Source organism: Deinococcus murrayi DSM 11303 (genome assembly GCF_000482805.1).
Classification (GTDB): domain Bacteria; phylum Deinococcota; class Deinococci; order Deinococcales; family Deinococcaceae; genus Deinococcus; species Deinococcus murrayi.
In genome coordinates, this window is the sequence record NZ_AXWT01000032.1 from 15,001 (window position 1) to 27,695 (window position 12,695).

The following is a 12,695-nucleotide window of genomic DNA, read 5'->3' on the forward strand; positions in this document are numbered from 1 at the left end:
GAGCGGGAAGCCGAGCGCGTGGCCGCCGAAGCCGCCGAGCGCGAGCGGCAAGCCGCCGAAGAAGCGAAGAAGGCTGAGGGCCGCGCCCACACGCTGCGTCAGCGCATCGCGGGGATGAACCCCGGCAAGGCCAAGGCCGAGCTGCCGCCGCTGCTGAAGCAAATCGACGACCTGCCGCCCCCCCTGCGCCGCGAGACGGCCCAGCTGTTGCTGGAGCGCTTGCAAGGCGACAACCGCACCAAGGGTGACAAGGCCCTGCTCAAGCCGGTGCGGGCGCGATTGGAGGACGGCGAATGAACACCATCATCCTTTCCGCACTGGGCACCGGGGCCTACCGCGAAGCCCGCTACCAGTCCGAGCATCACGCCGAACCCGTCACCACCGGCCTGTTTGCGGTGGCGCTGCACCGCTGGCACCCGCAAGCCGAGGTGAAGCTGCTCGCCACCGACATGGCCTGGAAAAGCGCGAACGGGGACTATGTGCGCGAACACCACCCCGACTTCGAGCGGGTCCGCATTCCCGAAGGCCGCACCGAGGCCGAAGCCTGGGAACTGTTCGGGGCAATGACGGACGCGGTGCCGCTGGGCAGCCGGGTCATCTTCGACATCACCCACGGCCTGCGCTCCCTGCCCATGCTGGGTTTTCTGGCGCTGTCGTACCTGCGGGTGGTGCGGAACGTCACCATCGAGCGGGTGTACTACGGCGCGCTGGAGCTGACCCCGCGTGAGGAAGGGGCGCTGACCCCGGTGGTGGACCTTACGTCGCTGGTGGGGCTGCTCGACTGGGCGCAGGCCGCCAAGCGCTTTCAGGACACGGGGGACGCGAGCCTGTTCAAGCCGCTGCTGGAGATGAAGCGCACCGCCGACTACAACGCGGTGTCCCGGCAACTGGAAGTGCTGTCGCTCAACCTCGCGGGCAACCGTGGCCCCTGCATTCCCGACGAGGCGCAAAAGCTGCTGCGGGTGCTGGAGACGGCGCGGCGGGGCAGCCTGGAAGCCCATCAGCAACCCTTCGCGCTGGTGATGGACCAGTTGGAGGGGCAGGTTCGCCCGCTGGCCGCACCCGCCGATGACCCCAAGCTCCGGCTGCAAGCCGAATACGCCCTGATGCGCTGGTATGCGGGACGCGGCCATTACCCCCAGGCCATGTCCCTGGCCCGCGAGTGGTTGATTTCGGTGCGGCAGTGGCATGAGCTGGGGCGCGTGAGCATGAACGAGGAGGAACGCGAGCGCATCAACGACGACGGTAAGGCCGCGATGAAAGCGTTGCAGGATGGAAGTCGCGAGGCGCTGGAGGCTCTGCCCGTCCACCTTCAGACCTTTACCCGCCTGAACGCTACCGTGAATCGGCTGAGAAATGACCTGATGCATTTTGGATTCAAGGAAGAACTGACCGGAGCACGTCAAATCGCTCAGAAGGTGACCGCGGCTCTCGACGCCCTCCCCGACGCCGTGCGGCCCCTGGGGCTGGAACTGGACGGTGCCGCGCCGCAAGGGTCAGCATGAGCCAGTGCCTGATTTCGACGGTGGGCACCAGCTTGCTGGGGAACATCAAAAATCCGCAGCGCAACCCGGACGCAATCACCGACTTCGGCAAGTTCCTGGCCGCCCGTCCCCAGGACGCCAGCGCCGAGGCCAACGCCATCACCCGGCTGGCCGCGCCCGGCGACACGCTGGTGTTCTTGCATTCCGATACCGAGGACGGTGAACGCTGCGCCGCCCTGCTGGCCGAGTACTTTGCGGCGCTCGGCCATCCGGTGCGCCGCGAGCGCATCGCGGGGCTGAGCTACCACGAAAAGGGCTTCGTCTCGCACGGGCTGCGCTCGCTGGTGCGGCTGCTCGCCGGGGAAATCCGTACCGCTCGCCGGGCCGGGCAGCAGCCGCTCCTCAACGCGACGGGCGGCTTCAAGGCCGAAATCGCCTACGCCACTGCCGTGGGCCTGATGTTTGGGGTGCCGGTGTGCTACATCCACGAGCGCTTCGGGGACGTGGTGACGCTGCCCGCGTCTCCGGTGGGCTGGGATTACAGCCTCATCGCGTGGCACCGCGACTTCTTCGACTGGCTGGACGAAGAGCCGCGCCCCACCGTGCGGGTGCAAGAGCGCCTGGCCGCCCTCCCCGACAGCGTGGCCCTCCTGGTAGAGGACGCCCCCGACGGCTTCAGCTACCTCTCGCCGCTGGGTGAGGCGTACCTGGAGGCGTTCCGGGGGCAGCCGGACCTCCGGCGTCCGCTGCGGCTGTCGCCGTCGGCGCTGCGGACGCTCGACACCCTGGACTTCAGCACCCGCAGCGCCTACCTGGGGTTGCTGGAGCGGCTGCGCCACGGCGGGCCGGGCGACTGGCAGCGCAGCTCGGAGCTGGTGCGCGGCGACGTGTACAAGTTCCCCAAGGGCCGCAGCGTGCAGCGTGCCTTTGTGCGGGAAGATGAGGACGGGCTGTGGGTGCTGGAGCTGTGCGGCCACGAGGATGAGCGCCGCTATCAGAGCCTGATTCAGGGCATCCGGGCGCAGGCCTATGACGGGGCCAACTTCACCGCGCTGCCCTGAAGAGGCGGTCCCCCTCTCCGCCCTGCAGCACTACGTGTTCTGCCCGCGCCAGTGCGCCCTGATTCATGTCGAGGGCGTCTGGAGCGAGAACGCGCAGACCGCCCACGGACGGCAGGTGCACGAGCGGGTGCATGCGGGCGGGTACGAGGCTCGCGGCGGCGTGAAGACCCTGTGGGCGCTGCCGCTGGTCTCGCGCGAGCACGGGCTGGCGGGGGTGGCCGACGTGGTCGAGCTGCACGGCGGGCGGCCCGTGCCCGTCGAGTACAAGTCGGGCCGGGCGCGGTCCAAGCTCTCCGAGGAAGTGCAGCTCGCGGGGCAGGCCCTGTGCCTGGAGGAGATGTTCGGCGGCGAGGTCCCGCACGGCTTCATCTACCACGTCGCCAGTCGCCAGCGGCGGGAGGTGGCGTTCACGCCAGAGCTGCGCCGCGCCGTGCTGGACGCGCGGGACGGCGTGCGCGAGCTGCTGCGGGGCGGCCCCCTGCCCCCACCTGCCGCTGACAAGCGCTGCCGCCTGTGCAGCCTGATAGACGAGTGCGACCCCTTTTCTCCCCGCGACTTCCCGCCGGGCTACGACCCCTTTTGCACCGCTCTGGAGGATGCATGAAGCACCTGCTGAATACCCTCTACATCCAGACCCAGGGCACCTACCTTCACCTCGACACCGACAACATCCGGGTAGAGGTCGAGCGAGAGAAGCGGGCCATGATTCCGCTGCACCACGTCGAGGGCGTGACGGTATTCGGCAACGTGCTGCTCTCGCCCTTTCTGATTCAGCGCTTGGCCCGCGACCACAAGCCCATCACCTGGCTGAGCGAACACGGGCGCTTCATGGCCCGCACCGAGACGCCCGTGAGCGGCAACGTGCTGTTGCGGGTGGCCCAACACGCCTGCGCCGACGACGCGGACCGGACCCTTGCTATCGCCCGCCTTATCGCTGCCGGGAAGCTCCAGAACCAGAAGGTCACCCTATTGCGGGCAGCGCGGGAAGCAGTGGGCGACGACTCAGAGCGCCTGCGAGAGGCGGCGGGCGACATCAACGCCCAGATTGCTTGCCTGCCCCTCGCCGAGTCGGTGGACGAGGTGCGAGGCATCGAGGGCGCGGCGGCCCGCGTCTACTGGGAGGTCTTTCCGCTGATGCTGCGGCAAAACCGCGACTTCTTCTGGCTACCAGCGCGCACCCGCCGCCCTGCCCGTGACCCCATCAATGCCGTCCTGAACTTTGTGTATACCGTGCTCGCAAACGACTGCGCTTCCGCGTGCCAGGCGGTAGGTCTCGACCCGCAGCTCGGCTTCCTGCACGCCCTGCGCCCTGGCCGCAGCAGCCTGGCCCTCGACCTGATGGAAGAACTGCGGCCCGTGGTCGCCGACCGCGCCATCCTCACCCTGATTAACCGCCAGCAGCTCACCCCCCGTGACTTCGTGTTGCACGAGGGCGGCACCGTCACCATCCGGGAAGACGCCCGCAGAACCATCCTCGCGCACCTCACCGAGCGCCGCAAGGAAGAGGTCACCCACCCCCTCACCGCCCGCAAAACCCCACTGGGGCTGCTGCCGCACGTGCAGGCCCGCTTGCTCGCCCAGCACCTGCGCGGCGACCGCCCCCATTACCCGCCGTACCTGCACCGCTGAGGCCCCCGCCCATGATTGACCTGCTGATTTGCTACGACGTCAAAACGGACACCGAAGCCGGACGCCGCCGCCTGCGCCGGGTTGCCAAGGTCTGCGTAGCCCACGGCCAGCGCGTCCAAAACAGCGTCTTTGAGGTCAGCGTCACCGACGTGCAACTCCTGACCCTGCGGCAAAAACTCCTTGCGGAGATGGACCCCACCGAAGACAGCATCCGCCTCTACCGCCTGCGCCAGCCCCGCGACAAGTTTGTAGAAGCCCACGGCCTCGACCGCTACCGCGACTTTAGCGACCCATTGATACTGTAGTCTCAGCGCGAACCCCCCGTGACCATGAAAACCTGGGGGGGTTCGCGCAAAGAAAAAAGTCCCTCTGGGACGCGATTCATGACAATCGACCTGCCCGCCAAGGCCCCGCGACTGGACAACGTGGGGGGGGTTCGCGCAAACTGGTTCTGGGAAGCCGTCCTGGACGTATCCGGGAGGCAACCCGTTGCAGCCGTCCTTCGGGGCGGCTGAGGATTGAAACAGCCGCCGGTGGACGCCCTGCACAAGAATAGCCCCGTTGCAGCCGTCCTTCGGGGCGGCTGAGGATTGAAACCAGGGCCTTTATGAACTCCACCGGATTCTCTTTCTTGTTGCAGCCGTCCTTCGGGGCGGCTGAGGATTGAAACAACGACTCCTTGTTGGTGAAGGAGCGGAAGCCGTTGTTGCAGCCGTCCTTCGGGGCGGCTGAGGATTGAAACCCGTGAGTCCCCTGAAGGGGTGCGGTGCATGACAACGTTGCAGCCGTCCTTCGGGGCGGCTGAGGATTGAAACCCTAAGGAGAAGATGGGGGTCTTACGCGTGCTACCCCGTTGCAGCCGTCCTTCGGGGCGGCTGAGGATTGAAACATCAGGCTCCGGAAAAATGCGAGTGCGAGTCTGCCCGGACGTTGCAGCCGTCCTTCGGGGCGGCTGAGGATTGAAACACTGCCATACTCCAAGACGTTCATTAGCCCTGTATGTTGCAGCCGTCCTTCGGGGCGGCTGAGGATTGAAATGGGGCGACTGAGCGCCGAGTGCCCACCAAAAGCAGGGGCCAGAGCCTCCACGTGGAAGCTCTGGCCCCTGGCAGGAAGAGTGCTTAGCGGTTGACGAAACGGCCACCGTGGCGGGCCATCGTGGCCTCCACGACATCGAGGGGAACGTCGTCCTCAATGGCGATGGCACGGCCTCCGGCATCAACGGCGCTCTGGATTTCGTTGTAGTGGGTGTCGTCAAGGTCGTAGCGGTCGTCGTAGCGGCGGGTTTCGCCCTGGGCGGCGACGCGGGTTTCCATACCGTCGCCGTGGACAGCGGCGTCCGCCGTGCCAGCCGCCGCGCCGATGCCCGACCCCAGGGCACCCATGCCCAGCAGCACGGGCACCGCCGCGAGGCCACCCGTCGCGGCGACCACAGCCCCCGCAGCTACGCCGGCCACCGCGCCCAGCGCCGTGCCCTTCAGCGCGCCGCCCGCCATATCCGCAGCGTCGCCGCCTCCGTCAACATACTCGGTGGTGGTCTGGGTCGCCGTCTGGGTGGTCGCGGGGGTGGCCGCGGTGCCCATATCGGTGGTCGTGGCAGAACGGCGGCCAAAGGAGGTCTGGCCCATTTCCGGCTGAATCACACCCTGGCTCAGCAGGTCCTGCACGAAAGCGTCGGCCTGGGCCACGGTCGGGAAAATCAGGTGTCGCATACCGGGCAGTTTGCCGGGCGGCGCGGCGGCGAGAGATGAGAAGCGCGGCAAGGGGGGTTGGGGAAGGTTGAGGGGAACTTTAGGCGTCAGTAGCAGTCGCGTCGGGGCGGCGACCCTTGCCCGCAGCGGGGTCGAGCACGCGGGTGAGGGCCTGGGCTGGAACCCCGGTCAGGAGGCCCTGGTCGGTCTGGACGTCGACCGTGCCGGAGAGGGGGTGCAACTTGGTGACTTTGCCGCACGCTCCACTTTCGGTGTGGCAGACCTTGGCGTTTTTGCGCGGAAGGTCGCGCAGCAGCTCCAGGTACATTGCGTGCTCGAACTGCAAGCAGCACAGCAGGCGGCCACACGGTCCCGACAGCTTTTCCGGATTGAGCGGAAGCTGCTGGTCCCGCGCCATGCGGATGCTGACCGGAGAAAACTCCTGAAGATGGGTGCTGGAGCAGTTGCCGCGGCCACAGGCACCGAGCGCCCCTATCATCTGGGCCTGCTCGCGCGGGCCGACCGCCGTGAAGTTCACGCGGGCGCGGGTGTGGCCCCGCACCTCGCCAATCAGGCCGCCGAGTTCGATGCGGTCCTCGGCGCTGTAGCTGATGGTGACGAGGCTCTCGTCGAGGGTGAACTCGACCGCCACGATTTTGACCGGGAGGCCGCGTTCGCGGGCGCGGGCACGCAGGAGCCATTTGAGGTCTTCGGCCCGGCGGTGCAGCTCTTCCCAGCAGGCGAGGTCTTCGGCGGTCGCGACCCGCAACACGCTGCCGTAGCGGGCCTGGGGGTCCGGCGCTTGCGGCTCGCCGCGCACAGTAGCGACCTCCGGGCCGCGCTTGCCCTGCACGACGACCCGCGTGCCCGCCGCGTGCGGCCCCTCGCTGAGCATGGCGTGCAAGCGGGGGCTGCGTTCAAAGCGGACAGGCAGGACAACCACGTCCGGCAGAATGTCACGGCCAGGGCGGGGGCGTCGAGAGAGGCGTCACGAAAGGCGATGGGGAGGGAAGGGTGAAGCCGGGCGCTTAGGCCCAAGCAAGAGCACCTGCTCCCACCGACCACGTCCCAATGAACCACCTCCCCTCAGTGCCGCCCCTCAGTGCCGCTCGGCCAGCGCCTCAATCTCGACACGCACGTCGCGGGGCAAGCGGGCCACCTGCACGGTGCTGCGGGCGGGGTAGGGGGCTTGGAAGTACTCGGCGTAGACGGCGTTCATGGCCGCGAACTCGTTCATATCGGCCAGGAAGACGGTGGTCTTGACCACCCGGCTGAGGTCGGTTCCGGCGGCCTCTAGCACCGCGACGAGGTTGTCGAGCACCTGCCGGGTCTGGGCCTCGATGCCGCCCTCGACGAGGGTGCCGTCAGGCGTTAGCGGGATTTGGCCGCTGGTCACGACAAGGTTACCGAAGGTGGTCGCCTGGCTGTAGGGACCGATGGCGGCGGGGGCGGCGGCGGTTTCCACGATATCTTTCATGGGTCCACTGTACCGGCCTCCGGCGAGTCCCGGCGCGGCTTAGCCCGCCGTCTCGGTCTCGCGCGGTTCGGGCCGGGGCTGAGCGCGGGCACGCAGCGAGCTGGCCGAGAGGGCCGGACGCCGCGGGGGGCGGGCGCGGGCGCGGCGCTGGGCCAGGGCCACCCCACCCAGCAGCAGCGCGCCCAACAAGGCAATGAGGGGGCGCTGCTCCGGCACCAGCAGTACGCCGAGCAGGGTAAAATACACCAGCATCAGCAGCAGGTACGTCAGCGGGCTGCTGCCCCGCTGGGCACTAAGGAGGGCATCGACATACAGGGGGCCACCCTCCTGACGTTCAGGAAGGGGATAGCGCGGCAGGCTATCGGTCCGCAGCACGTCCACCACCACTGCCGTGATGTTGTCGGGACCGCCCCCGTCATTGGCAGCGTCAATCAGGGTGCGAACGATGTGGTCTGGCGGCTGAGCGGGCAGCAGCAGGTGCAGCAGGGCAGCTTCGGACACCACCCCGCTGAGGCCGTCACTGCACAGCAGCAGGCGGTCTCCGGCTTGCAGCGGCAATCCGAACAGCTCCAGCCGCACCCGTTCCTCGCCACCCAGGGCGTTGCTGACCACGCTGCGCCACTGGTGCTGCCGAGCTTCTTCTTCAGTGAGGTGCCCCAGCCGCACCTGTTCGGCGACCCAGGAATGGTCCTCGGTGAGGCGGTGCAGCTCGCCCCCGCGCAACAGGTACGCCCGCGAGTCGCCCACGTGCGCGATGAGGGCCGCCCCCCGGTCCACGAGGAGCGCGAGCAGGGTGGTGCCCATCCCCGCGTACTCGCCCACCGCGTGCCGCAGCACCGCGAGGTTGGCCGCCTGCACCGCCCCGGCCAGCCGCTCCGGGGGGGCACCCCGGCTCTCCAGGTAATGCTGGCTGAGGCTATCAAGGGCGAGGTTGGCTGCGAGTTCACCCGCCGCGTGTCCCCCCATGCCGTCCGCAACCGCATACAGCCCCCCACGTGGCAAGTCGAGCGCCAGCGCAGCGTCCTGATTCACGTGACGTTGCCGCCCCACGTCCGTCAGGAGGCCGGAGCGCAGCGGTGGGGGCGCGTCGGCGCGCATGGGTCCAATATAAGGGAATCATGTAGGGAGTTCGGCGGAGTTTTCACAGCGACGACGGACCGAGTTTTCATATTTCTCATATCGTAAGTCGGGCACCGTGGGGAAATGTCTGCCCTCGGCCCTCTCCCTGCGTTCGGCGTCTATATCGGGCGCTTTCAGCCCCCCCACGCGGCTCACCTGCGGGTGATGGAAGAAGCGTTGGAGAAGGTGGGGACGCTGATTGTCGTCATCGGGAGTGCTCGTGCGCCGCGCACCCTCAAAAATCCCTGGACCGCTGGGGAACGGCAGGAGCTGCTCAGCGCGGGGCTGCGGGACGTGGGGGCCGACCTCCGGCGGGTGCGCTTTGCCGCCGTGCCCGACCACCCCTACGACGAGGAGCGCTGGCAGCGCGAGGTGCGGGCGGTGGTCGCGGCCCAGACGGGTGGGGCAAGCGAGGTGGCGTTGATGGGGCACCTCAAGGACGACAGCAGCTATTACCTGCGCTCCTTTCCGGAGTGGCCTTTTCTGCCCACGGCGGTCGTCAGCCCGCTCAGCGCCACCGACGTGCGCCGAGCCTATTTCGCGGGCAAGCTGGAGGCGGTGGCCGGGATGGTGTCCCCCGCCGTCTTTGCTTGGCTGGACGCCTTTCGGCAGACGTCCGACTTCGCGGAGCTGGAGGCCGATGCCGCGTGGCTGCGGGGGGCGCAGGCGGAGGCCGGGACCTGGCCACCCCTGCGGGTCGAAGCGCTCGCCGCCGTGCGCGGCCCCGCCGGGCGGGTGCGGCTTGTGCGGCGGCACGAGCGTCCCGGACGGGGCCTGTGGACCCTGCCGGGAGCGGAGGTGCTGCCCGCAGAAACGCTCGCGGCGGCGGCGCGGCGGGCGGCGGCGGCGGCGCTGGGGGTCACGCCGAGCGACCCAGCCCTCCTCCCCTCCCCCGCCCCGGCCACGGTGTACGACGCGCCGGGCCGCTCCGAGCGGGGCCGGGTCATCGCGCACGTCTTTGCGCTGGCATGGGCGGGTGAGGAGGAGGGGGAGGGCTGGCTGACCCCCGCGCAGGCCCTCGCCCAACCGGAAGAGCTGTTCGAGGACACCCACGCCCTCCTCGAACAGGCGCTCAGCCCAGCCGCACCCCGCTGACGACCTGCACCCCATTGCGCTCCAGTTGATGCAAGAAGAGAATGTGGTAGAGGTCACCGGGGTGACCGGGCGCGTCCCAGGTTTGGGTGCAGGGTTCGGGCACGACGACCGTGCGGCCTAGCCCCCGCGCCATCCCGTCGGTGACGAGGTGCAGGGCCAGCGCATACAGACACAGGTCGGTCACGTCGCCCACGGCAATCACAGCGTCGAGGTCGGCCCCCCGTTCCTCCAGCCACTCTAGGAAAGCGGGGCTGGTATGACTGGCGATGCTGTTTTTCTGGAAGTGCTGAAACTGTCCGAACTCTGGCAACGCCCGCAGCTCGGCCACCGCCTTGGCCTCCGGGGTGCCCGCAACGCAGTGGGGCGGGTAGGCGGCAAACTCGCGGGCGTCCTCCGGGTGGGCATCTTGGACCAGCACGACGTTCCCGGCGGGCACCCCGGAGGCCAGCAGCGAGCGAAGCAGCCCGGTGACAGATGGAATGATGGCCGCCACGCGGGGGCTGGCGAGCGGTCCCTGGTGGGTAAAGCCCTCCACGAGGTCCACGCACACGACCGCGACCCGCTCCGGGGGGGCTTGCAGTGTGAGGGCGGGGAGGTCAGCCAGCCAGCGCGCCAGCAGCTCGGCCTGCTGGGTGGCTTGCTCGCGCAGGGTGGGAGCAGTGGGCACAGGCGTCGGGGTCATGGAGCAGATGTAGCACACCCCCGCACCCTTGCGGGGACGCAACCCCGCCCCCACGCGTGTCGTACTGAGGAGCATGACCCGGAACGATCAAGGCCCCGCGCAGCCGGATGACCCGCAAGGCCAGTCCACACCAGGCCAGCGCCGGGAGGTCCCCTCCTGGGTGGACGAGGTCCTGAGCGCCCCTCCCGCGCCCTCCCCACAGAGAACGGGGGCGAGCATGGACCCCGGCCCCGACGACCTGCGCATTCCAGAGCCGCAGCGGGCTGCCCCCACCCCCCCAGCCCACGACCCGGCGCGGCCCACTCTGCTCGACTCCGCCGACGACTGGATTGCGCGGATGACGGGCGGCGCGGCCCGCACTCCCTCCAGCGAGCCGATGGCCCAGGCCCCCGCCCCCCGGCAGCCCGACCCCTGGGCACTGGGTGACTCCGGCCCGGTTCCGAGCGACATCGCCACCCGGCGGCTGATTGCTGGGCTGCTGGGCATCGTGCTGGGGGCCTTTGGCGCGCACAAGCTGTACTTGGGCCTCACCACGCCAGGTCTTCTCATGCTCGGCGTGAATGTCGGGGTGTGGGTGCTGGCGCTGCTGCTGGGGCTGGTCACCCTGGGCTTCGGCCTGCTCGTGACCTTGCCCCTCGCCGGGCTGGTCACCGGGGCGGTGGGATTGCTGGGGCTGGTCGAGGGCATCCTGTACCTCACGAAGTCAGATGAGGATTTCTACCGGGAGTACGTGGTGGGCAAGAAACCCTGGCTATGAGCGCTCGCCCAGCGCAGCGGAGAGGTCAGCCTGAAGGTCTGCGGGGGCTTCCAGCCCCACGCTCAGGCGCAGGGTGTGAGGGGTGACCCCGGCGGCAGTTCGGGCGGCTTCGGGGAGGCGGCCATGGGTGGTGGTCCAGGGGTGGACGATCAGGGTCCGGGTATCGCCCAAGTTGGGCGCGACGCGGATAACCCGCAGCCGCTCCAAGAAGGCGGCGGGGTCAGGCACCTCAAAGGTCAGCACCGCGCCGAAGCCGCCCTGGAGGTAGCGCCGGGCGGGCGCGTGGTGCGGGCTGCCGGGCAAACCGGGATAGGTGACCCGCCCGACCCCCGGCTGCGCCTGAAGCCACTCGGCCAGCGCGAGCGCCGTGGCCGACTCCTGGCGCAGCCGCAGCGAGAGGGTTTCCAGGCCCTGCGCGACGAGAAAAGCACTGTGCGGCGAGAGGGTCATGCCGAGCTGGTGCGCTCCCAGCCAGCGAGCACGCCAGGCCAGGGCCTCGGCCCCCCGCTGGGCGAGGAGGCTGGCCTCGCCGCCTTCCGCGTAGAGAGGATTGCGGCTCAGGTCGTGTGCCCGGCCCACGGTCACGCTGCCGCCCATCACGCTGCCGTGGCCGCCCGCCCATTTGGTGAGCGAGTGGGTGACCAGGTCGGCCCCGTGCGCGAGGGGACGGCACAGCAGCCCCACTCCGCCCCAGGTGTTGTCCACCGCCAGCACAGCGCCGTGCCCGTGCGCGACCTCTGCCAGCGCCGCGAGGTCGGGCACGTCCCCGGCGGGATTGCCGATGGTCTCGGCCCACACCAACCGGGTCTCCGGGCGCAGGGCGGCGGCGATGGCCTCCGGCGTATTCGCGGTCAGGGTCGCCGAGATGCCCATCAGCGGCAAGACGTTGTTCAGCAGCCCCGCCGTGCCCCCGAAGAGGCTGCTGGTCGAGACCACGTGGTCCCCGGCGCGGCACACGCTGAGCAGCGCCGTGAGGGTCGCCGCCTGCCCGCTCGCGAGGGCCACCGTCGCCGCGCCGCCCTCCAGCGCGGTGAGGCGTTCTTCCAGCGCCCGCACGGTGGGGTTTTGGAGCCGGGCGTAGCTCAGGCCGGTGCCCAGGGCGAACTCGCTCTGGGCTTCCTCCAGCGTGGCGAACTGAAAAGCGGCGGCCTGATGGATGGGAATGCCGACCGTCTCGCCCAGCCCGCGCGGGATGGCGGTCTGCACGGCGGTCGTCTCGTAACTCCAGGGGGAAGGGGCGCAGTCGTCGGCCATGGCCCCACGCTACGCGCCGGGAAGCGCGGGGGGGCCGGGCCTGTCCTATCCGGCCCAGAGGCGGGATGGGGGGACGGGGAACGGGGCGGGCCGCGCTAGCCTCAGACCTCTCTAGGGGTCAAAAGTGGCGAGGAAGTCGGGAAACGCGTGTGCAAGCCCACGGTTGGGCTTGGTGAGCACGGCGCGAAGGGCATCCAGGCCACGTCTGAAGAGGCTTTTGGGCGGGTAGCCGTGTCGAAGGCAGCGTGACGGGTCACGCTGCTGCTCAAACTCTCCCACCAAACAGCACCATACGAAGGCCAGTGCGACCACGGCCAGGAGCGTGGAGACCCGACTGGGATCAGTCAGGTGCGTGCTTTCGAGAAAAAAGCCCCTGGATTTCAGCGCCTGATGCATGTTTTCTGCGGTCCAGCGCAGCGCGTAACGTTTCAGGGCTTTCTCGGCAT

General features: G+C 69.1%; 14 protein-coding genes, 1 pseudogene and 1 CRISPR repeat array (1 of these 16 running past the window's edge). Of the genes and pseudogenes, 8 read left to right on the forward strand and 7 right to left on the reverse strand.

Annotated elements, in window-relative coordinates; translation table 11 throughout:
- The 6 genes in view from cmr6 to cas2 are tightly spaced (at most 11 nt apart) and all read left to right on the forward strand, a layout consistent with a single transcriptional unit that may run on beyond the window.
- A protein-coding gene (gene cmr6 / locus H565_RS0107770) for a type III-B CRISPR module RAMP protein Cmr6 (RefSeq protein ID WP_027460543.1) crosses the window boundary here: on the forward strand, positions 1 to 297 show its 3' portion. The gene continues 714 nt to the left of window position 1, outside the view; the window shows 297 of its 1,011 coding nt (coding positions 715-1,011); the start codon falls outside the window, past its left edge; its stop codon occupies positions 295 to 297.
- Positions 294 to 1,505 (forward strand): TIGR02221 family CRISPR-associated protein, encoded by a 1,212-nt coding sequence (csx2, locus tag H565_RS0107775; protein WP_027460544.1) that lies wholly within the window; start codon positions 294 to 296, stop codon positions 1,503 to 1,505. Before cmr6 ends, csx2 begins: the two co-directional genes overlap by 4 nt.
- Positions 1,502 to 2,545 (forward strand): putative CRISPR-associated protein, encoded by a 1,044-nt coding sequence (locus H565_RS0107780; protein WP_027460545.1) that lies wholly within the window; start codon positions 1,502 to 1,504, stop codon positions 2,543 to 2,545. Before csx2 ends, H565_RS0107780 begins: the two co-directional genes overlap by 4 nt.
- Complete coding sequence (cas4, locus tag H565_RS14740) at positions 2,514 to 3,149, forward strand: CRISPR-associated protein Cas4 (protein WP_034408803.1); 636 nt, start codon at positions 2,514 to 2,516, stop codon at positions 3,147 to 3,149. The genes H565_RS0107780 and cas4 overlap by 32 nt, the downstream gene beginning before the upstream one ends.
- A complete protein-coding gene (gene cas1c / locus H565_RS0107790; protein WP_027460546.1) occupies positions 3,146 to 4,174 on the forward strand; it encodes a type I-C CRISPR-associated endonuclease Cas1c in 1,029 nt (342 codons plus the stop codon). Before cas4 ends, cas1c begins: the two co-directional genes overlap by 4 nt.
- Before the next feature lie 11 nt (positions 4,175 to 4,185).
- Entirely contained in the window at positions 4,186 to 4,479 is a 294-nt protein-coding gene (cas2, locus tag H565_RS0107795) for a CRISPR-associated endonuclease Cas2 (protein ID WP_081851730.1), read from the forward strand.
- A gap of 183 nt (positions 4,480 to 4,662) precedes the next feature.
- A CRISPR array of direct repeats spans positions 4,663 to 5,211; the repeat unit is 36 nt; unit sequence GTTGCAGCCGTCCTTCGGGGCGGCTGAGGATTGAAA.
- Between the two features lie 84 nt (positions 5,212 to 5,295).
- Here the strand turns inward: cas2 and H565_RS0107800 are convergent.
- The 4 genes from H565_RS0107800 to H565_RS0107815 all read right to left on the reverse strand — a co-directional run bounded on the left by H565_RS0107800 (position 5,296) and on the right by H565_RS0107815 (position 8,440).
- Positions 5,296 to 5,886 (reverse strand): hypothetical protein, encoded by a 591-nt coding sequence (locus tag H565_RS0107800; protein ID WP_027460548.1) that lies wholly within the window; start codon positions 5,884 to 5,886, stop codon positions 5,296 to 5,298.
- 79 nt (positions 5,887 to 5,965) lie between these two features.
- The gene (locus tag H565_RS0107805; RefSeq protein ID WP_051363485.1) at positions 5,966 to 6,760 is read right to left on the reverse strand and encodes a PSP1 domain-containing protein; all 795 of its coding nucleotides are present in this window, start codon (positions 6,758 to 6,760) and stop codon (positions 5,966 to 5,968) included.
- Positions 6,761 to 6,964: 204 nt separating this feature from the next.
- A complete protein-coding gene (locus tag H565_RS0107810) occupies positions 6,965 to 7,342 on the reverse strand; it encodes a RidA family protein (protein ID WP_027460550.1) in 378 nt (125 codons plus the stop codon).
- A 39-nt stretch (positions 7,343 to 7,381) separates the two neighbouring features.
- A complete protein-coding gene (locus H565_RS0107815; RefSeq protein WP_027460551.1) occupies positions 7,382 to 8,440 on the reverse strand; it encodes a PP2C family protein-serine/threonine phosphatase in 1,059 nt (352 codons plus the stop codon).
- A 105-nt stretch (positions 8,441 to 8,545) separates the two neighbouring features.
- On the opposite strand from H565_RS0107815, the gene H565_RS0107820 reads away from it, so the two are divergent.
- Complete coding sequence (locus H565_RS0107820; protein ID WP_027460552.1) at positions 8,546 to 9,556, forward strand: NUDIX domain-containing protein; 1,011 nt, start codon at positions 8,546 to 8,548, stop codon at positions 9,554 to 9,556.
- On the opposite strand, the gene H565_RS0107825 is transcribed toward H565_RS0107820, so the two are convergent.
- Positions 9,534 to 10,238: a cysteine hydrolase family protein gene (locus tag H565_RS0107825; RefSeq protein WP_034408806.1), complete on the reverse strand. Its 705-nt coding sequence runs from the start codon at positions 10,236 to 10,238 to the stop codon at positions 9,534 to 9,536. The two genes, H565_RS0107820 and H565_RS0107825, sit on opposite strands and share 23 nt — an antisense overlap.
- Positions 10,239 to 10,311: 73 nt before the next feature.
- Between H565_RS0107825 and H565_RS16695 the strand changes: the two genes are divergently transcribed.
- Positions 10,312 to 10,995 carry a TM2 domain-containing protein gene (locus H565_RS16695; protein ID WP_051363484.1) on the forward strand — a complete coding sequence of 228 codons (684 nt, stop codon included), beginning with the start codon at positions 10,312 to 10,314 and terminating at the stop codon, positions 10,993 to 10,995.
- On the opposite strand, the gene H565_RS0107835 is transcribed toward H565_RS16695, so the two are convergent.
- Complete coding sequence (locus tag H565_RS0107835) at positions 10,990 to 12,249, reverse strand: aminotransferase class I/II-fold pyridoxal phosphate-dependent enzyme (RefSeq protein ID WP_027460555.1); 1,260 nt, start codon at positions 12,247 to 12,249, stop codon at positions 10,990 to 10,992. The two genes, H565_RS16695 and H565_RS0107835, sit on opposite strands and share 6 nt — an antisense overlap.
- Before the next feature lie 111 nt (positions 12,250 to 12,360).
- A pseudogene (locus H565_RS0107840) lies at positions 12,361 to 12,695 on the reverse strand (IS4 family transposase); the annotation flags it as partial.